Origin of the sequence: Flavobacterium tagetis, assembly GCF_016735615.1 — a bacterium.
Lineage (GTDB): Bacteria > Bacteroidota > Bacteroidia > Flavobacteriales > Flavobacteriaceae > Flavobacterium > Flavobacterium tagetis.
On record NZ_JAERSF010000001.1, the window covers coordinates 976,948 to 994,910 of the forward strand.

General features: G+C 33.5%; 17 protein-coding genes. 12 read left to right on the forward strand and 5 right to left on the reverse strand.

Going from position 1 to position 17,963, the window contains the following annotated elements; genetic code table 11:
* The first annotated feature begins 217 nt into the window (after positions 1-217).
* The 6 genes from JI750_RS04200 (at position 218) to sufD (ending at position 5,177) form a co-directional block, all read left to right on the forward strand.
* The gene (locus tag JI750_RS04200; protein WP_008466073.1) at positions 218-547 is read left to right on the forward strand and encodes a HesB/IscA family protein; all 330 of its coding nucleotides are present in this window, start codon (positions 218-220) and stop codon (positions 545-547) included.
* An 85-nt stretch (positions 548-632) separates the two neighbouring features.
* Positions 633-2,081, forward strand: coding sequence for a Fe-S cluster assembly protein SufB (sufB, locus tag JI750_RS04205; protein WP_111425869.1), 1,449 nt, complete (start codon positions 633-635; stop codon positions 2,079-2,081).
* Between the two features lie 7 nt (positions 2,082-2,088).
* Positions 2,089-2,577, forward strand: a complete 489-nt coding sequence (locus tag JI750_RS04210; protein ID WP_201999098.1) for a flavodoxin family protein — start codon at positions 2,089-2,091, stop codon at positions 2,575-2,577.
* Positions 2,578-2,588: 11 nt separating this feature from the next.
* Positions 2,589-3,335, forward strand: coding sequence for a Fe-S cluster assembly ATPase SufC (sufC, locus tag JI750_RS04215; protein WP_008466070.1), 747 nt, complete (start codon positions 2,589-2,591; stop codon positions 3,333-3,335).
* A gap of 47 nt (positions 3,336-3,382) precedes the next feature.
* Entirely contained in the window at positions 3,383-3,751 is a 369-nt protein-coding gene (locus JI750_RS04220) for a four helix bundle protein (RefSeq protein ID WP_012023264.1), read from the forward strand.
* Positions 3,752-3,860: 109 nt separating this feature from the next.
* On the forward strand, positions 3,861-5,177 hold the full coding sequence (gene sufD, locus JI750_RS04225) for a Fe-S cluster assembly protein SufD (protein WP_111368792.1): 1,317 nt from the start codon (positions 3,861-3,863) through the stop codon (positions 5,175-5,177).
* Positions 5,178-5,467: 290 nt separating this feature from the next.
* Here the strand turns inward: sufD and JI750_RS04230 are convergent, their stop codons facing one another.
* Positions 5,468-6,817 carry a serine hydrolase domain-containing protein gene (locus JI750_RS04230; RefSeq protein WP_201999099.1) on the reverse strand — a complete coding sequence of 450 codons (1,350 nt, stop codon included), beginning with the start codon at positions 6,815-6,817 and terminating at the stop codon, positions 5,468-5,470.
* A gap of 219 nt (positions 6,818-7,036) precedes the next feature.
* Between JI750_RS04230 and JI750_RS04235 the strand changes: the two genes are divergently transcribed.
* From JI750_RS04235 to JI750_RS04260, 6 genes are all read left to right on the forward strand, one after another.
* Positions 7,037-8,251, forward strand: coding sequence for an aminotransferase class V-fold PLP-dependent enzyme (locus JI750_RS04235; protein ID WP_201999100.1), 1,215 nt, complete (start codon positions 7,037-7,039; stop codon positions 8,249-8,251).
* Between the two features lie 11 nt (positions 8,252-8,262).
* Complete coding sequence (locus JI750_RS04240; RefSeq protein WP_111378873.1) at positions 8,263-8,688, forward strand: hypothetical protein; 426 nt, start codon at positions 8,263-8,265, stop codon at positions 8,686-8,688.
* A gap of 2 nt (positions 8,689-8,690) precedes the next feature.
* Complete coding sequence (locus tag JI750_RS04245; RefSeq protein WP_201999101.1) at positions 8,691-9,116, forward strand: SufE family protein; 426 nt, start codon at positions 8,691-8,693, stop codon at positions 9,114-9,116.
* 130 nt (positions 9,117-9,246) lie between these two features.
* The gene (locus JI750_RS04250) at positions 9,247-9,570 is read left to right on the forward strand and encodes an SUF system Fe-S cluster assembly protein (protein WP_008466058.1); all 324 of its coding nucleotides are present in this window, start codon (positions 9,247-9,249) and stop codon (positions 9,568-9,570) included.
* An 83-nt stretch (positions 9,571-9,653) separates the two neighbouring features.
* Positions 9,654-10,163, forward strand: a complete 510-nt coding sequence (locus JI750_RS04255) for a DUF2480 family protein (protein ID WP_201999102.1) — start codon at positions 9,654-9,656, stop codon at positions 10,161-10,163.
* Positions 10,164-10,241: 78 nt separating this feature from the next.
* Positions 10,242-11,192 (forward strand): DUF3078 domain-containing protein, encoded by a 951-nt coding sequence (locus JI750_RS04260; protein WP_201999103.1) that lies wholly within the window; start codon positions 10,242-10,244, stop codon positions 11,190-11,192.
* A gap of 132 nt (positions 11,193-11,324) precedes the next feature.
* Here JI750_RS04260 and hflX read toward each other — a convergent pair whose 3' ends face one another.
* The 4 genes from hflX to JI750_RS04280 all read right to left on the reverse strand — a co-directional run bounded on the left by hflX (position 11,325) and on the right by JI750_RS04280 (position 17,886).
* Positions 11,325-12,554 (reverse strand): GTPase HflX, encoded by a 1,230-nt coding sequence (gene hflX, locus JI750_RS04265; RefSeq protein ID WP_201999104.1) that lies wholly within the window; start codon positions 12,552-12,554, stop codon positions 11,325-11,327.
* Between the two features lie 166 nt (positions 12,555-12,720).
* Positions 12,721-13,578 (reverse strand): hypothetical protein, encoded by an 858-nt coding sequence (locus JI750_RS04270; protein WP_201999105.1) that lies wholly within the window; start codon positions 13,576-13,578, stop codon positions 12,721-12,723.
* A 135-nt stretch (positions 13,579-13,713) separates the two neighbouring features.
* Complete coding sequence (locus JI750_RS04275) at positions 13,714-15,048, reverse strand: DUF5689 domain-containing protein (protein ID WP_201999106.1); 1,335 nt, start codon at positions 15,046-15,048, stop codon at positions 13,714-13,716.
* A gap of 18 nt (positions 15,049-15,066) precedes the next feature.
* Complete coding sequence (locus JI750_RS04280) at positions 15,067-17,886, reverse strand: carboxypeptidase-like regulatory domain-containing protein (protein ID WP_201999107.1); 2,820 nt, start codon at positions 17,884-17,886, stop codon at positions 15,067-15,069.
* Between the last annotated feature and the right edge of the window lie 77 nt (positions 17,887-17,963).

The window sequence follows — 17,963 nt, forward strand, 5'->3', positions numbered from 1 at the left end:
TTTTGGAAATTTAAGAACTGTTTTTAAGATCGATTTTATCAAAATAAGTATTATCTATTTTCTCATTTGTTATAATAATGTGAACCGTTATGGAAAAAGGTTTTTAAGTCGTATCTTTGCAGACAATTTCTATTTAACATTGAAAATTAGCGCTTTAAATCTGTAATATTTTTTATACAGAAGTAAAAAGTCCATTAAAAACAAACATCTAAGAACCATGATAAAAGTTTCTGATACTGCCAAAAAGAAAATCATCGACTTAATGAAAGACGACGGTTTTGATGCTGCGCACGACTATGTAAGAGTTGGTGTAAAAAGCGGCGGATGCTCTGGTTTATCATATGAGTTAAAATTTGATAAAACCAAAAACGACGACGATAAAATATTTGTAGACAACGATATATCTATTGCTGTTGAAAAAAAATCATTCCTTTATTTAGCTGGAACAATCTTAGAATTTTCTGGCGGATTAAACGGAAAAGGTTTTGTTTTCAATAATCCTAACGCGAGCAGAACTTGCGGATGCGGGGAATCATTTTCTCTTTAGTCAAAAGCTGAAAGTTCTCAAGTCATAAAGACTTCGATTTACTTTCGAATTTTAGACTTCAAAACATTAGACAACAACAAAAATAATGAGCAAATACACCGAAGACGATTTAAAGATCGAACTGGAAACTAAAGAATATGAGTACGGATTTTATACCAATATAGAATCTGAGACTTTCCCTATTGGCTTAAACGAAGAAATTGTAAGAGCAATTTCTCTAAAAAAAGAAGAACCTGAATGGATGACCGAATGGCGTATCGAGGCTTTCCGCGCTTGGAAAGAAATGATTGAGCCAGAGTGGGCAAACGTACGTTATGAGAAACCAGACTTTCAGGCAATTTCATATTATTCAGCTCCAAAACAAGTAGATCCTAATAAAACTTTGGATGATGTTGATCCAGAATTATTAGAGATGTACAAAAAGTTAGGAATTTCTATCGACGAACAGAAAAAAATGAACAATATCGCTATGGATATTGTTGTCGATTCTGTTTCGGTAGCAACGACTTTCAAGAAAACTTTGGCAGAAAAAGGAATTATTTTCTGTCCAATTTCTGAAGCAATTAAAGAACATCCAGAATTAGTAAAAAAATATTTAGGAACTGTTGTACCTCAAAAAGACAACTTCTATGCAGCATTAAACTCAGCTGTTTTCTCTGACGGAAGTTTCTGTTATATTCCAAAAGGTGTAAAATGCCCAATGGAACTTTCAACATATTTCAGAATCAATCAGGCAGGAACTGGACAATTCGAAAGAACTCTAGTTATTGCTGACGAAGGAAGCTACGTTTCTTACCTTGAAGGATGTACTGCTCCAAGTCGTGACGAAAACCAATTGCACGCTGCTGTGGTTGAATTGATCGCTTTGGATGATGCTGAAATTAAATATTCTACCGTTCAAAACTGGTTCCCTGGAAATAAAGAAGGAAAAGGTGGAGTTTACAACTTTGTAACCAAAAGAGGTTTATGCGAAACAAACGCTAAAATTTCTTGGACACAGGTTGAAACAGGTTCTGCTGTAACTTGGAAATATCCTTCTTGTGTATTAAAAGGAGATAATTCAGTAGGAGAATTTTATTCAATTGCTGTAACCAATAATTTCCAACAAGCTGATACCGGAACTAAAATGATCCATTTAGGAAAAAACACTAAATCGACTATTATTTCTAAAGGTATTTCGGCTGGAAAATCTCAAAATAGCTACCGTGGTTTAGTGCAAATTTCGCCAAGAGCAGAAAATGCAAGAAACTTTTCTCAATGTGACTCATTATTAATGGGTAACAATTGCGGTGCACATACTTTCCCTTATATCGAAAGTAAAAATCCATCTGCAAAAATCGAGCATGAAGCAACTACAAGTAAAATTGGAGAAGATCAGGTTTTCTATTGCAACCAAAGAGGTATTCCGACTGAAAAAGCGATTGCCTTAATTGTAAACGGTTTCAGTAAAGATGTCTTGAATAAACTTCCAATGGAATTTGCTGTTGAAGCTCAAAAACTATTAGAGATTTCTTTAGAAGGATCTGTAGGTTAATTTGAAGATGGAGAATAAAACAGTCATCATTTTAGGTTCTTCTAGAAAAAACGGAAACACAGCAAAAATTGTGGATCAACTTTCGAAAGAACACAACATTGATGTAGTTAATTTAAGTGATTATAATATTTCCTATTATGATTACGAAAGCAAAAATTTAGGCGATGATTTTTTGCCTTTAATAAGAAGAATTATCGAACAGTATGATACTTTAATTTTTGCAACGCCCATTTATTGGTATAATATGAGCGGAATTATGAAGGTCTTTTTCGACAGGATTTCAGATTTAATCCGAATTGAAAAAGAAACTGGAAGAAAACTAAGAGGGAAAAAAATCGGGGTGATATCAAATTCTCACGATAATGAAACTGACGAAAGTTTTTATATTCCGTTTCAAAAATCAGCCGATTATTTAGGCATGGAATATTTAGGACACGCGCATTTTAATGCCAATATCCTAAACCAAACAACAAAAATAGAATTGACATTTATATAAAATAAAGAACAATGTTATCAATAAAAAACCTTCACGCCGCGATTGGTGATAAAGAAATCCTTAAGGGAATTAATATAGAAGTTAAAGCTGGAGAAGTTCACGCGATAATGGGACCAAACGGTTCTGGAAAAAGTACACTTTCTGCTGTTATTGCAGGAAACGAAAACTACGAAGTTACAGACGGAGAGGTAATTCTAGACGGAGAAGATCTTGCTGATTTAGCTCCAGAGGAAAGAGCACATAAAGGTGTTTTCCTTTCTTTTCAATATCCGGTAGAGATTCCTGGAGTTAGCGTTACTAACTTCATGAAAACCGCTATCAACGAAACTCGTAAAGCAAACGGTCAGGAAGAAATGCCAGCAAACGAAATGCTGAAAGTAATTCGTGAGAAATCTGAATTATTAGAAATCGACCGTAAATTTCTTTCTCGTTCTCTTAACGAAGGTTTTTCTGGAGGAGAGAAAAAAAGAAACGAAATCTTCCAAATGGCAATGCTTGAGCCAAAATTAGCGATCCTTGACGAAACAGATTCTGGTCTTGATATCGATGCTTTAAGAATTGTTGCAAATGGTGTAAACAAATTAAAAAGCGACAAAAACGCTATTATCGTGATTACACACTACCAACGTTTATTAGATTATATCGTTCCTGATTTCGTTCACGTTCTTTACAACGGAAGAATCGTAAAATCTGGAGGAAAAGAATTGGCTTACGAATTAGAAGAAAAAGGATACGACTGGATTAAGGCAGAGAATTAGTCAGTCATAAAGTCGAAAGTCAAAAGTCGTAAAGTCGAAAATACAATATGAGTAAGTTCAAATCTTTTGAGGAAATAAATTCTTGGCAAAAATCTCGAATCTTCAATAAGAAAATATATTTGATTACTGAAAATTCTAATTTCAAAAAAGACTTTGATTTTGTTAGACAAATAAGACGTGCATCACTTTCTATATCATCAAATATAGCAGAAGGCTTTGAAAGAAATACAGACAAAGAGTTTATTTACTTTTTATATGTAGCCAAAGCATCAGCAGGAGAAGTAAGATCTCAATTATATTTAGCTTTTGATTTAGAATATATTATAAAAGAAGAATTTGAAATGCTTTTAGAATCGATAACAGAAATATCGAAATTATTAAGCGGTTTCATTAAATATTTGAGCCCAAAGTCATAAAGTCGAAAGTCATAAACTTTATGCTTTAATTCTTGACCTTTTGGCAAAAACAGTCGACAATCCTAAGTCTTTCGACTTTCGACTTTCGACTTTAAGACTAAACAGAAAAATGGATTTAAAAGAAAAATTAGTATCGTCTTTTATGGCTTTTGAAGAGCGTGTTGATGTACATTCAGATTTACATGACATACGCACAAATGCTTTAAAAAACTTCGAAAATAAAGGTTTCCCAACCAAAAAAGAAGAAGCTTGGAAATATACATCGCTAAATGCCATCTTAAAAAATGACTTTACGGTTTTTCCAAAGCAGGAAAATGCAATCGAATTTAATCAGGTAAAAAAATACTTTTTACACGAAATCGATACGTACAAATTAGTATTTATCGATGGCGTTTTCAGTTCGCATTTGTCTTCTACAACGCATGACGGAATCGATGTTTGCTTGATGTCATCAGCATTGACCAAACCAAAATATAAAATGGTTATTGATACGTACTTTAATCAGATTGCAAGTAAAGATGACAGCTTGACTTCATTGAATACGGCTTTTGCAATTGAAGGTGCGTTTATCAATATCCCGAAGAAAAAAGTGGCTGATAAACCAATCGAGATCATGTATTTCTCAACTGGAAACGAAGCAGCTTTAATGGTTCAGCCAAGAAATTTGGTTATTGTGGGCGAAAATTCACATGTTCAAATTATCGAGCGTCACCAAAGTTTGAACGAAAATCCAGTTTTGACAAACTCTGTTACTGAGATTTTTGCTCAAAAACGTGCAATTGTTGATTATTACAAAATTCAAAACGATAATAGCGAAGCGAATTTAATCGACAACACTTATGTTTCTCAACAACAAGAAAGCCACGCTTATGTGCATACTTTCTCTTTTGGTGGAAATTTAACTCGTAACAACCTAAACTTTTACCATTTCGGAGAAAGATTAACAAGTACGTTAAACGGAATTTCTATCTTGAATGACAAACAACACGTTGACCATTATACTTTGGTAAACCACGCACAACCAAACTGCGAAAGTTTCCAAGATTATAAAGGAATTTTCTCTGATCGTTCAACAGGAGTTTTCAACGGAAAAGTTTTGGTAGAAAAAGAAGCTCAAAAAACAAATGCTTTCCAAAAAAGCAACAATATTTTATTGAGCGACAAAGCTACTATCAACGCAAAACCACAATTAGAGATTTTTGCTGATGACGTAAAATGTTCTCACGGATGTACTGTTGGACAGCTTGATGAAACAGCAATGTTCTACATGCAGTCACGTGGAATCCCGAAAAAAGAAGCTAAAGCTTTATTGATGTACGCATTCTCAAATGCCGTGATCGAAAGCATTAAAATACCAGAATTAAAACAAAGAATTACTAAAATCATTGCCACTAAATTAGGCGTGAATTTAGGATTTGATTTGTAGTCAGGTTTTACCGCAAAGGCACAAAGGTTACGCAAAGTTCGCAAAGGTTTATTATAAAACTTTGCGAACTTTGCGCTTTTAAAACAATTTTATTCTTCTACTTTTTTAAATCTTCTCTTAAAAAAGAATACAAACAATGAAAAAATACTGCAAAAAACAATAGCAGTAATTTCATTAATCCATATACTATATATTAAAAACCCAAGACTCCCAATAAAAATTATTGTACTAACTAAATAATACAAAAATCTAAGTTCTTCATTTAATTTTACTTTCATAACTGCCCTAAATTACTTTTTCACAGAAGAAATAACCTCCTTCAAAAACCCGTTAAAATCAAATCCTGGTTCTTCTTCTCTCACTCCCATTCTTACAATTACCATATCTAAAGATGGAATAATCGCCACCATTTGCCCTTGGTAACCACTGCAATAAAACATATCTCTAGGAACATCTGGAAATTTCCCTCCAGCGTTTAACCAAAATTGCGCTCCATATTTTCCATCAGAAGTATTCGTTGGAGTTGCAGTATATTTTACCCAGCTTTCGTCAAGGATTTGTTCGCCGTTCCAGTTTCCTTTATGAAGATATAATAATCCGAATTTTGACCAATCTCTTGGCGTTGCCCATCCATAAGATGAACCTACGAAAGTTCCTGACATATCTTGTTCAACAATCATCGAGTTCATTCCGATTTTATCGATTACAGCGCTGTACCAAAAGTCAAGATATTCCTGTTGTGTTTTAAATTGCCTTCTTAAAATAAGAGACAAGAGATTTGTAGTTCCTGAAGAATAGTTCCAATGCGTATTTGGTTTGAATTGAGCTGGTTTTTCCAATTGTACTTTACCCATATCTTCTGCTTGGAAAAGCATTTTTGTTGCATCGCAGATTGTGCTATAATTCTCTTCCCATTCTAAACCAGAATTCATATGAAGTAAATCGTTAAGCGTAATATTTTTACGCTCATCATTTTTCCATTCTACAACTGGAGCAGGTTTATAAATATCAATTTTCCCTTGTTTAGCCAAAACTCCGAAAGCTGAACTTGTGATACTTTTTGTCATTGACCAACCTAAAATTTTACTGTCTTTATTAAAACCTGTATCGTATTTTTCGGCAATCAATTTATCTTTATATAAAACTACAACAGCGCGAGTTCTTTTAATTCTTCCACCTGTTTTGTCGAATGCATTATCAACTGCTTTTTTCAGTTTCGAATAATCAATATTAGAAAATGAAGTGTCTTTTGGTTCATTATTTCCATATGGAAAAGGAAGATTGTTTTCTAATTTCGTTCTTTTTGGAAGAAGATACGGTTTCGAAACATCAAAATCATCATTAATCAAAGTCGCTCCTAATCCTTCGCGATAAATCGCTTTTCTTTCTTTCAACCCATAAACAGAAGAAATGGCATATTTTCCAGCATCATCAATTGAGTTTTTAGCCAAGTCGACCAAATTGATATCATTATCCGTTTTCTGAATTAAATCCAACGGGCGATTATCTATAAAATGCCCAGACGCGACACTTTTAGCTGAGAAACCAGAAATTAAATCAAGCTTTGGATAAGTCGTAAATCCAAAATATAAAAAAGCAAGAACCACAACAAGCAAAAGTACTTTGAGAAATTTTTTCATGATAGTTAGTTATTTTTAATGCAATATAAATAATTTATGTTCACGATTTTAGAACCCAAATTATAAATCTGGTTCAGATAATTCAGAAAACAGAACAGATTTTTACAGAATCAGCATTTGCGCCTTGTGACAATGGCATCATAAAAGGAAATTATAGAATTACTGTATAAACAAATTTAGTTTTAGTACTTTTGTAAATAGATTTTTTCTAAATAAGACATGCTAGATATTCAAAAAATAAGAGCTGATTTCCCGATACTTTCTGAAACTGTAAACGGAAAGCCATTAGTATATTTCGACAACGGAGCTACTTCGCAAAAACCACAAGTTGTGATTGATGCAGAAGTAAAATATTATCAGGAAATCAACGCCAATATTCACCGCGGCGTTCACACTTTGAGCCAGTTAGCAACTGATGCTTACGAGGTTGCTCGCGGAAAAGTAAAAGATCACATCAACGCAAAACATGCTCACGAAGTGCTTTTTACTTCGGGAACAACGCACGGAATTAACTTAGTTGCAAACGGATTTGCTTCTATTTTAAAACCTGGCGATGAAGTTGTCGTTTCTTCATTAGAACACCACAGCAATATTGTGCCTTGGCAAATGTTATGCGAAAAAACTGGTGCTGTTTTAAAAGTTATTCCAATCGATGATAATGGAGAATTAATCATTGACGAATTTGACAAATTGCTTTCGGATAAAACGAAAATCGTTACTGTAAATCATATTTCAAACGCATTGGGTGTAATCAATCCAATCAAATATATTATTGATAAAGCGCATTCAGTTGGAGCTGCAGTTTTAATTGATGGCGCGCAGGCTGTTCCGCATTTAAAACCAAATGTTCAGGAATTAGATTGTGATTTTTATGCTTTTTCTGGTCATAAAATGTGCGGTCCAACGGGAACTGGAATTTTATACGGAAAAGAAGAATGGCTAAACAAACTTCCTCCTTATCAAGGTGGTGGAGAAATGATCAAAGAAGTTACTTTCGAAAAAACAACTTATGCAGATCTTCCTCATAAATTTGAAGCTGGAACGCCAAACATCGCTGGCGGAATTGTTTTAGGAACTGCAATTGATTATCTAAACGAGATCGGTTTTGATAAAATTCATGAATATGAGAATGAATTGTTAGAACACGCTACAAAACGTCTTAACGAAATTGAAGGCATACGAATTTACGGAAACACAAAAAATAAAGCTTCTGTAGTTTCATTTAATATCGATGGAATTCATCCGTATGATGTTGGTTCAATTATAGATAAATTAGGAATTGCTGTTAGAACCGGGCATCATTGCGCGCAGCCAATCATGAATTTCTTCTGTATTCCGGGAACGATTCGTGCTTCATTTTCTTTCTATAATACAAAAGAAGAAATCGATGCAATGGTTGATGCTGTTAAGAAAGCACAAACTATGTTAAGCTAAAAAAACTAAATATGCGAATAGTATCATTATTGCTCCTGACACTTTTTATTGCTACGGGATGCTGCAGTCAAAAAAAAGCAGACATGAAATCGACTCAAATTGAATATTCTGCAATGTCGAGAGGTTATTACAAGAGTATTGTAGTCCAAAACAAATCGGTTTCGGTTGTTAAAGAACGTAACGCAGAAGCTGTTAAAAGCAATATTGATGATGCAAAATGGAATAAAATTGTTGATGCTTATTCAAAAGTAAATTTAGAAAGTCTTTCTACGTTAAAAGCACCAACAGACAAACGTACTTATGATGGTGCAGCAATAGGAAATTTAAAAATAACTAAAGATGGAAAAACATATGAAACTCCAGGTTTCGACAATGGTTTTCCGCCAAAAGAAATCGAAAAACTAGTAAATTTATTAGTTGATTTTTCTAAAGAATAATTATGACGATAAAAGAAATACAAGACGAAATAATAGATGAGTTTTCAATGTTCGACGACTGGATGCAGCGTTATGAATACATCATCGAACTAGGAAAAAGTCTTCCGTTAATCAAAGAAGAGTACAAAACCGACGATAATTTAATCAAAGGCTGCCAATCAAAAGTTTGGTTGCAAGGTGAAGAACAAGGCGATAAAATCGTTTTTACAGCAGATAGCGATGCTATTTTGACGAAAGGAATAATTGCAATTTTAATTCGCGCTTTCTCAAATCAAAAGGCAAAAGATATTCTAGAAGCTGATACTGATTTTATAGACGAAATTGGTTTAAAAGAACATTTATCTGCAACACGTGCCAACGGTTTGGTTTCGATGATAAAAAACATCAAAATGTACGCTTTGGCTTTTGATGCAAAAAACAAAAATTAAAAAATTTTAAACCATTAAGGCATTAAGATTCATAAAGTAATAAGCTTAATTTTCTAACTATTAAAAGAGAATTAAGCATACTACAAAACTTAATTCCCTTAATATCTTAATGGTAAAAACAAAAATAAAAATGGAACAAGAAATAGACACAAACGAATTAGGAGAATCAATCGTAAGAGTTTTAAAAGGCATTTACGATCCTGAAATTCCTGTAGATATTTACGAATTAGGATTAATTTACGACGTAATGGTAAATACTGATTACGAAGTAAAAATCCTTATGACACTTACATCTCCAAACTGCCCAGTTGCAGAAAGTTTGCCAAGAGAAGTAGAAGAAAAAGTAAAAGCAATAGAAAACATTAAAGATGTTGACGTTGAAATTACTTTTGATCCGCCTTGGAGCAAAGATTTAATGAGCGAAGAAGCTAAATTAGAATTAGGAATGCTTTAAAAAATAGTCATAAAGTTCAAAGTCATAAAGTCTCAAAGTAAAAGGCTTTATGACTTTCGACCTTCGACTTTCAGACTAAAAAAATGGAAGAAATTATCAATAAAGTTGCCAATAGTGCTTTAGAAGTTTTTGATCTTGAGGATTATTACCCAAAAGGAATGCGCGTGCAGATTGACATTTCGCAATGGCTTTTGGAAGGATTTTTATTGAAAGAAAAAGACTTTAGAGAATACCTTAAAAACCACGACTGGTCACAATACCAAGATCAATATGTTGCTGTATACTGTAGCACAGATGCTATTATTCCCGCTTGGGCACTAATTTTAGTGAGTGTTCATTTGGCTCCTTTTGCAAAAAAAGTTGTTAACGGAACTATAGAAGATCTTGACGCTAGCCTTTACGAAGAGCTCTTAAGCAAGATAGATTATTCTGTTTACAAAGGCAAACCCGTTATTGTAAAAGGCTGTTCAAGAAAGCCGGTTCCAATGCGTGCTTATATTTTAGCAGCAAATTATTTACAGCCATTTGTCCGCAGTATTATGTACGGCGAAGCATGCTCTGCAGTGCCTTTATACAAAGAATCTAAGAAATAACCTGCAATAACACTACAACAAACCTTAACTTTCCATTGGTTTTTAGTATATTTGATTATACACTCTAAACTAAAAACCATGAGAAAGCTAACCTTATTACTTTTCATTTTAGTAAACTTCACATTTGTACAAGCCCAAAATTCAGAAAAAGAGTTAATTCAGAATACTGAAAAAGCAGTAAAAAAAATTAACGATACTATAGAAGGCGAAGGCTGGAAAACAAAAGGAACTGTTTCTCTTTTACTAAACCAATCGAGTTTTAACAACTGGATTGCAGGAGGCGAAGACAGTTTTTCTGGAACATTAGGAATCAATTATGATTTCAATTACAAAAAAGATGATTTAACTTGGGACAACAAGGTTTTAGCATCGTACGGTCTTCTTCAAACCAAAAATGATGATTTCACAAAAAAAACAGATGACCGCTTAGAGTTCAATTCTATACTCGGAAAAAGAGCTTTTGGAGAATGGTATTATTCATACTTTCTAAATTTTAGAACACAGTTTTCAACTGGCTATATTTATGATCAAGATGCCAATGGAAAGCAAATCAGGACTGAACAAACCAAATTTATGTCTCCTGGCTATCTAACAACAGGGCCAGGTATTTACTGGACAAAAGATGACAATCTTAAAATAAATTTTGCTCCGCTAACTTCAAAATTCACTTTTGTCGATAATGCCTATACAACTGGAATTGATAGATTTACAGGCCTTCCATATGTAGACGGCAGTTATTTTGGCGTTGACGAAGGTAAAAGTATGCGTTATGAACTTGGTTTTTATGCTTCAGTTTATTACAAATTAGCAATCATGACAAACGTTACTGCCGAAAACACACTTAATCTTTATTCTAATTATCTAGAAGACCCACAAAATGTAGATATAAATTATTCATTAAATGTCATAATGAAAATCAACAAGTTTTTATCTGCTAATTTATCGTTTCAGGCTATTTATGATGATAATGCGTTTGCAGGACTTCAAACTAGAGAAGTATTTGGTCTAGGAGTCAATTTTGGGTTTTAATTATCATAACAACTAAACTTTAAAATTTATAATGCCACAGATTAAAGGATTATTTCAGATTAAAAAATCTTTTAAATCCTTTAATCTGTGGCAAAACAAAAAGAGCTTTTGATAAAATCAAAAGCTCTTTTGTTATTCTTCATCCTTTTCAACTGCATCCTTATAATCAGGATACAAGAAATTATTATAAGGAAAACGTGTTATATGAATCTGGCGGACAGCTTCATAAACTGTCTCTCTGAACTCTTCAAAATTCTCTTTATTTCTAGCAGAAATAAACAATGCGTTATGCTCTCCTACATTACTCATCCAAGTTTGTTTCCACTCGTCAAGCGTCCAGTGTTTTCTGGTTCTTTCTGTGATCAAATCATCTTCGTCGATCGTAAGATGTTTATAGGCATCGATCTTATTAAAAACCATAATAGTTGGTTTGTCGTTGCTTTTGATCTCTTGCAAAGTCTTATTTACAGACTCAATATGATCTTCAAAATCAGGATGTGAAATATCCACCACATGCAAAAGCAAATCGGCTTCTCGAACCTCATCTAAAGTACTTTTAAACGAATCTACCAATTGAGTTGGCAATTTTCGAATAAATCCAACTGTATCAGAAAGCAAGAAAGGAAGGTTTTTAATCACCACTTTTCTAACTGTTGTATCTAAAGTTGCAAACAGCTTATTCTCGACAAAAACATCGCTTTTACCAATTGCATTCATCAAAGTCGATTTTCCAACATTGGTATATCCAACCAAAGCTACACGAACCATTGCTCCACGATTACTTCGTTGAATACTCATTTGTTTATCGATCGTTTTGATTTTATCTTTCAATAACGAAATTCGGTCACGTACAATACGTCTATCGGTTTCAATCTCCGTTTCTCCAGGTCCACGCATACCAATTCCCCCTTTTTGGCGCTCAAGGTGTGTCCATAAACCAGAAAGTCTTGGTAACAAATATTGACATTGTGCCAATTCTACCTGTGTTCTAGCATATGAAGTTTCAGCTCTCTGCGCAAAAATGTCTAGAATTAAGTTGGTTCTGTCTAGAATTTTACAGTCAATAATTCTTGAGATATTTTTCTGCTGCGATGGCGTTAATTCATCATCAAAAATTACAGTCGATATTTTATTTTCTTTTACAAAAAGATTGATGTCATCAATTTTCCCTGTCCCCACAAAAGTTTTCGGATTAGGGCGTTCCATTTTTTGCGAAAAGCGTTTAATAACTTCACCTCCTGCGGTAAAAGTCAAAAACTCCAATTCGTCTAAATATTCATTTAGTTTTTCTTCACTTTGATTCTGAGTAACAATACCAACGATAACTGTTCTCTCAAAATTTATAACTTCTTTTTCTAACATAGTCTTGAATAAGGTGCAAATTTAATCATTTGTCCGCTACAATCAATTATACAATTTTGTTTTTACATTTATATTTAGAAGAATAGACTTCAAAAAAAAATGGAACCCGTCAAGATAAACTCAACAAGGTTCCACTTACTCAATAAATGGTCTAAGTTTAAAACTTTTATTCGTAAATAAACGTTTTTTCCGTTTTCACAATTCCGTTTTCTTCTATTTGAGAACAAGAAATTGGGTAATTTAATTTGTTGTATTTGTATTTTCTGCTCACCGCAACTAAAGCTGTTGATGATGGACTGAAATTCATTTCGTTATTATAAGAAATCGATTCAAACTCAAATTCTTCTTCATGATAAGAAATCATCGGAACGATTACTTTGTAATTATCTCCAAAAAGGTTTTGAACGATTAACTGATCAACCGATTTTTTATCGTCATAAGTATATGATTTTGAGATTTTATCTCCAACCAAACCTTTGTGTCTTGACACGTTATCATTTACATAAACATATTCCAATTTTCCAATAATCGCCTTATTTCTATCGCGAGAAGTACGTCTTACAATAATTCCGTTTTCGACAAGATATTCAATATCATCTACTAAATTCTGATGATTGGTACTCTTTTTTGTTGTTACTTTTACCCTTGCTCCTTCATAAACAAATGAAACAGTTTTGGTAATGTAATTTGGACCTTCCTGATACTTTTTCACAAACTTGGTAATATTGTTATCCGGATTATAAGTATAATTGATTACTTCTTTCCAGTCGCTTCCCACTTTATCTTTTACAGACATATCCAGCAAGCCATTTTTGTTATAATAGAAATGCTGTACAACATCTGAAGTAGTAATAGTTTGAAGTTTACCGTCTTTAAAAACCATTGTTTTATTAACAATTTCGCCGTCTTTAGAGTTTTGGTAATTTGTTTTTACAATGTTAATCTGCTTTAGTTTAACGTTGTCTTGACTGTGCATCAAGAAAGGAAACACCATCATTAAGATGGCAATAAAGTAGGTTTTCATGTGGTATTGTATTGATTTGGGATGACCAAAGTACGAAATTCAATTAGATTTTAACGTTTTGAAATACAAAAACTACAAACTTTTCAACAATACTCTAAAAATCAGCACATTATTTCAATTATTCTAAATTACTTGCTATTTCTCTCCAAATATCTTTATGTCATCTACCATAAATGCACCATTTAGTGTTTTGTCTTTTCCAGAACCAATGTACTTAAAAGCAATATTTATGTTTCCAGAATAAGCAGAAAGATCGATTCCTCCAGAGCTGATAAACTCACGGGTAGGCGTTGAAAGTGTTGGAATTTTTGCTTCCAATTTTGTCCATTTTGCTTTAGTCACGCTTGCGCCATCAAAATTTGTTGAAACGTAAACTTCCAGCGTATTTAACGGAGAATCAACTTTCAAATCGTGTTGAGCACTTCTAAACGAAAGCACCGCATTTTTATACCCTGTTAGATTTATTTTAGGTGAAACAAGCCAAGCCACATTTTCGGCTGCGGTCGTACTCGTAGTATTAAATTCTGCATAGCCATTTCCAGAATATACCATGCTTTTCCAGAGTTTTGTGGCTTTTTCCACAATATTGCTCCAGCCTGGAAGCGCAAAATTCACATTACTTTTAACTGACTGAAAATCTTCAGCAAAAAATGGAGTATTTCTTTTTCCGTTCATTACAATATCACTTTCATATCGAACCATAAATTGATAGTCAGTACCAAATTTTGTTAGAATTCCCTTGACTTTTCCACTTCCTTCTGGCACATCATGATCTGCAAATTTTGCATAACTACTGGTTCTAAAAATAACTTGATTTCCTGTTTTATCTCTCAAATACCAGTTTGTTGAACCTCCAACATTATTAGATTCTTCAAAGTAATGACGCCCTAATGCTGCCTCTGTAAATTCAACATCATTTAATTCAATTAAAGTATTGAGTTTAGAATCTGAAAGAGCCTCTTCTACAGAAAGTGATTTAACCAATTGGCTCTCATCTATATTTGCACACGAAGCGTTTAATACATTTTTGTATTCGTTTTGAGAAATTCTTCCAATTGTCGGATCTCCTGCATTGCTTACGTACAAACTTCCTATTCTTAAACCTCCGTAATACAAATCTGTGAATTGGTTTTTAAGTTTTACAAATACTTTATTTCCTACACGGTAATCAATGTAAGTGTTTGTTGCATCAATAGGAACACTAAAACCAATTGCTGGCACTTTTTCTGTTTCTTTGGTCTGAAGTGAAATAGTTTTAAAAAAATTACCTCCTTCATCGCTTGAAACTACATAAGCTTCTATAATGTCATCATACAAATATTGCTTGGCTGTTGTACCCGAAAGCTCATAGACTTTTTCTACACTTTTATTTACAGTAAGATTTGGCTGAGTGCAAGCTAATTCTGGAGTTTCGACTTCTTTACTGCAGCTAATTAGGCATAATGCAAAAAATATAATTAGGTTTTTCATGAGAAATAGGTTTTCAGTTTATAAACCGATTGTAAGATTTAGAAAATAAGTTCGGCCATAGCCATAATAATATCTTGGGCCAAAAGATGGTGTTCTGCTTGAAGCATCTTGATTTAGCGCTCTAAAATTGGCATTTCTTGCCTGTTCAAAACCGCCTGTTTTATATATTAAATCCAAAACATTATTTACACTGGCAAAAAGCCCCACATATTTTTTATGGATACGCCAAGATTTGCCTCCGCTCAAATTCAACAATGTAACAGGATTAAATTTTTCCTGCTTTAGCAATTCATTTCCTCTTTCTGAAGTTGCCTCAGGAAAAGGAAAACCATTGGCTGGATTGATGTAAAATTGAGATGTTCTAGAAATTGGCGAAACATCGATATAACTTTCTACCAAATAATTGATGTTCCCACCAATCCACCAAAACTTTGGATTGCGATATTCCAATCCAAATGAACACGCTTGCTGTGGAGTTCCTGGCTGTTTATAATTCTTTAAATAAGCTGGCCCAAAATCAAAATTAGTTTGCGCTCCTTCTTTTGCTCTATTGGCATCATTTACAATCATTACATTTGGATTACTGCTATAGATATAATTTCCAAATGCTGCCGATAAAGTTGTTTTTAATGTTGGCCAAATTTGATATTCAAAACTTAATTCTACTCCCGTATTTTTCTTATCCAAATTGGTCAGAGTTTGGCTGACAAATGCATTTGTTGCATCATAACCAGAACCGTTATCAAAAATTCCTTCGGCATAGAAATAAGAAGTTTTTGAAGTATTTTTAATTGCAGTATAATAAGCTGTTAATCGCAATTTGAGTTTTGCTGAACGGTATACGTAATTAGCTTCAGCACTACTAATATTCTCACTTTCGACCCCATCCACAACATTATTATTCAATCGTGAATTCGAAAAAGTATTTCGAAGTGAAGGCGCTCTTGTAAAATGTGCTCCATTAAAAAACAACAATTGTTTTCCTGAAATTTTATAAGTGAAACCGCCTTTGAAGCCGAAATTCTCAAAATTTACTTTCTCACTTTTCCCCAATGAATTTGTCGGGTATAACCCGTTTTGATATAATCCTTCTCTTTGATAATCTGACATAGAATACGATTGTGCCAAGAAGAATTCTGTTTTATTGTAACTAAATTTAAATTGTGCAAAAACATCTAAAGTATTGGCTAGTAAATTATAATTATATCCGTAAATATCTCCTTTTACGACTTGGCGCTCTGGATGCTGTAAGTCAGATTGAGAAAGGCTACCTTTGTAAAACGGATCTATATCTTCAAAATACGCTCCGCCAAGAAGGTCTAATAAATACTGAAAATTATGCGATTTTAATTTCTTAAAAGTAAATCCGCTATCAAAAGAAATATTGGAAGTTATCTGTCTATTCAGATTTGAATTTACAGCAAAAGTCTGATCATCTGTTCTATCTTCATAAAGCACATAATGACTCTGCGCAGGCTCATATCCATTAGTTCCTAGTTTTTGATTAGCAAAATACATTTCGCCCCAATTGATCTGCAGATTTGCTAAAAAAGTTATTTTGCTTTTTTCTGCGTTATCATAATCCGGAGTAAATGCACCAGAAAATTCTCCTTGCTCTTTCGCGTAAAGCGAGCTAAAATAACTTGGCATTTTTTTATAATAAACAGGATCTGGACTATCAGCATTTTGATAATCAATATTACTATTTCCTACTTTTCCGAATTGATACATTACGGCAGAATTCAGATTGGTTTTATCATCAATTTTAAAATAATGGTTTAGCATAAAGAGTGGTTCTTCTACATTTTTCACTCTTGCATTTCGTTTTTCGCCATTCTGAAATCCCCAATATGAGTTATATTTTTCGCCCATTAAATTGGTAACCTCAGCTGTATTAGAAGAGTTTTTTCCTCGAGAATTTGGAGTATAAACCCCTGTAAAGTTGATTGAATTCCTATTGTTTAATTTCTTTTCAACACTAAGGAAAAAAGAGTTGGCATCGAAGTTTGTGCCTTCAAAATAACCTTCATCGGCCCAACGTTTTCCAGCGGAAACCACAAAAGCCCAACCAGAAGCATTCATTCCTGAAGCATAAGTGCCAATTGCTCGACATAAATAAGTAGTATTGCTTCCCGAAAGTGTAAGCGACGCACCTTTTCTATACAAAGAAGCACGTGTAAAAATCTGCTGAGTACCTAAAACACCTCCAAAAGTATAATTGGAAGCTGCTGTTCCAACTGAAAATTCCTGGTTACGAAGCAGATTATTTAAACCGCCCCAATTGCCCCATTGCGGTCTGCCATCGTAGATTTTATTCATTGCCATTCCGTTGAGCATCATAGTTCCGTTTTCGCTATCTAAACCACGAATACGAAATCGAGCTTGCCCCCAATTGAATGCCGATGCTTGCATAAAAGCATCTCTTGAAGATTGCAAAAGTCCAGATGTCATTTCAGATGAACTATTATCATCTGAAAAATCATTATCTGATAAAGTAATTAATGCAGCAGGAACCTCATCTGAATAAGTATCTTCTAATTGTAATATTCCAAGATTGATATTCTGTCCAGCGTTTGACTTTACTTTTAGAAGAAAATCTTTGTATCCCTGACTTCTGAGTAAAAGCAATTGTTCTTTTTGAGGAAATATATGAAGTTCGAATTTTCCTGATATTGAAGTAAGCTGCATCACAGCCGTATTTTGTATTGTTACCACTACATTCTCTAGCGGATTCTGCGTTCTGGCATCAATAACAATTCCTGTTACTGTTATTTCCTGCTGTGCAAAAGCAAAATTAAAAAAACAAAAAATAAAGAAGACTGCGTAATTTTTTACCATTAAAACCTATAATTAACTTTGAAACTTTTTAGGATGATAGTCCTTAATTCAAAAGATAAAATTGGTTCTTGGAAAAA

Bases quoted from the DNA above. Each gene is read 5' to 3' on its own strand.
- JI750_RS04200 (WP_008466073.1), top strand. From the start codon at position 218: ATGATAAAAGTTTCTGATACTGCCAAAAAGAAAATCATCGACTTAATG.
- sufB (WP_111425869.1), top strand. From the start codon at position 633: ATGAGCAAATACACCGAAGACGATTTAAAGATCGAACTGGAAACTAAA.
- JI750_RS04210 (WP_201999098.1), top strand. From the start codon at position 2,089: ATGGAGAATAAAACAGTCATCATTTTAGGTTCTTCTAGAAAAAACGGA.
- sufC (WP_008466070.1), top strand. From the start codon at position 2,589: ATGTTATCAATAAAAAACCTTCACGCCGCGATTGGTGATAAAGAAATC.
- JI750_RS04220 (WP_012023264.1), top strand. From the start codon at position 3,383: ATGAGTAAGTTCAAATCTTTTGAGGAAATAAATTCTTGGCAAAAATCT.
- sufD (WP_111368792.1), top strand. From the start codon at position 3,861: ATGGATTTAAAAGAAAAATTAGTATCGTCTTTTATGGCTTTTGAAGAG.
- JI750_RS04230 (WP_201999099.1), bottom strand. From the start codon at position 6,817: ATGAAAAAATTTCTCAAAGTACTTTTGCTTGTTGTGGTTCTTGCTTTT.
- JI750_RS04235 (WP_201999100.1), top strand. From the start codon at position 7,037: ATGCTAGATATTCAAAAAATAAGAGCTGATTTCCCGATACTTTCTGAA.
- JI750_RS04240 (WP_111378873.1), top strand. From the start codon at position 8,263: ATGCGAATAGTATCATTATTGCTCCTGACACTTTTTATTGCTACGGGA.
- JI750_RS04245 (WP_201999101.1), top strand. From the start codon at position 8,691: ATGACGATAAAAGAAATACAAGACGAAATAATAGATGAGTTTTCAATG.
- JI750_RS04250 (WP_008466058.1), top strand. From the start codon at position 9,247: ATGGAACAAGAAATAGACACAAACGAATTAGGAGAATCAATCGTAAGA.
- JI750_RS04255 (WP_201999102.1), top strand. From the start codon at position 9,654: ATGGAAGAAATTATCAATAAAGTTGCCAATAGTGCTTTAGAAGTTTTT.
- JI750_RS04260 (WP_201999103.1), top strand. From the start codon at position 10,242: ATGAGAAAGCTAACCTTATTACTTTTCATTTTAGTAAACTTCACATTT.
- hflX (WP_201999104.1), bottom strand. From the start codon at position 12,554: ATGTTAGAAAAAGAAGTTATAAATTTTGAGAGAACAGTTATCGTTGGT.
- JI750_RS04270 (WP_201999105.1), bottom strand. From the start codon at position 13,578: ATGAAAACCTACTTTATTGCCATCTTAATGATGGTGTTTCCTTTCTTG.
- JI750_RS04275 (WP_201999106.1), bottom strand. From the start codon at position 15,048: ATGAAAAACCTAATTATATTTTTTGCATTATGCCTAATTAGCTGCAGT.
- JI750_RS04280 (WP_201999107.1), bottom strand. From the start codon at position 17,886: ATGGTAAAAAATTACGCAGTCTTCTTTATTTTTTGTTTTTTTAATTTT.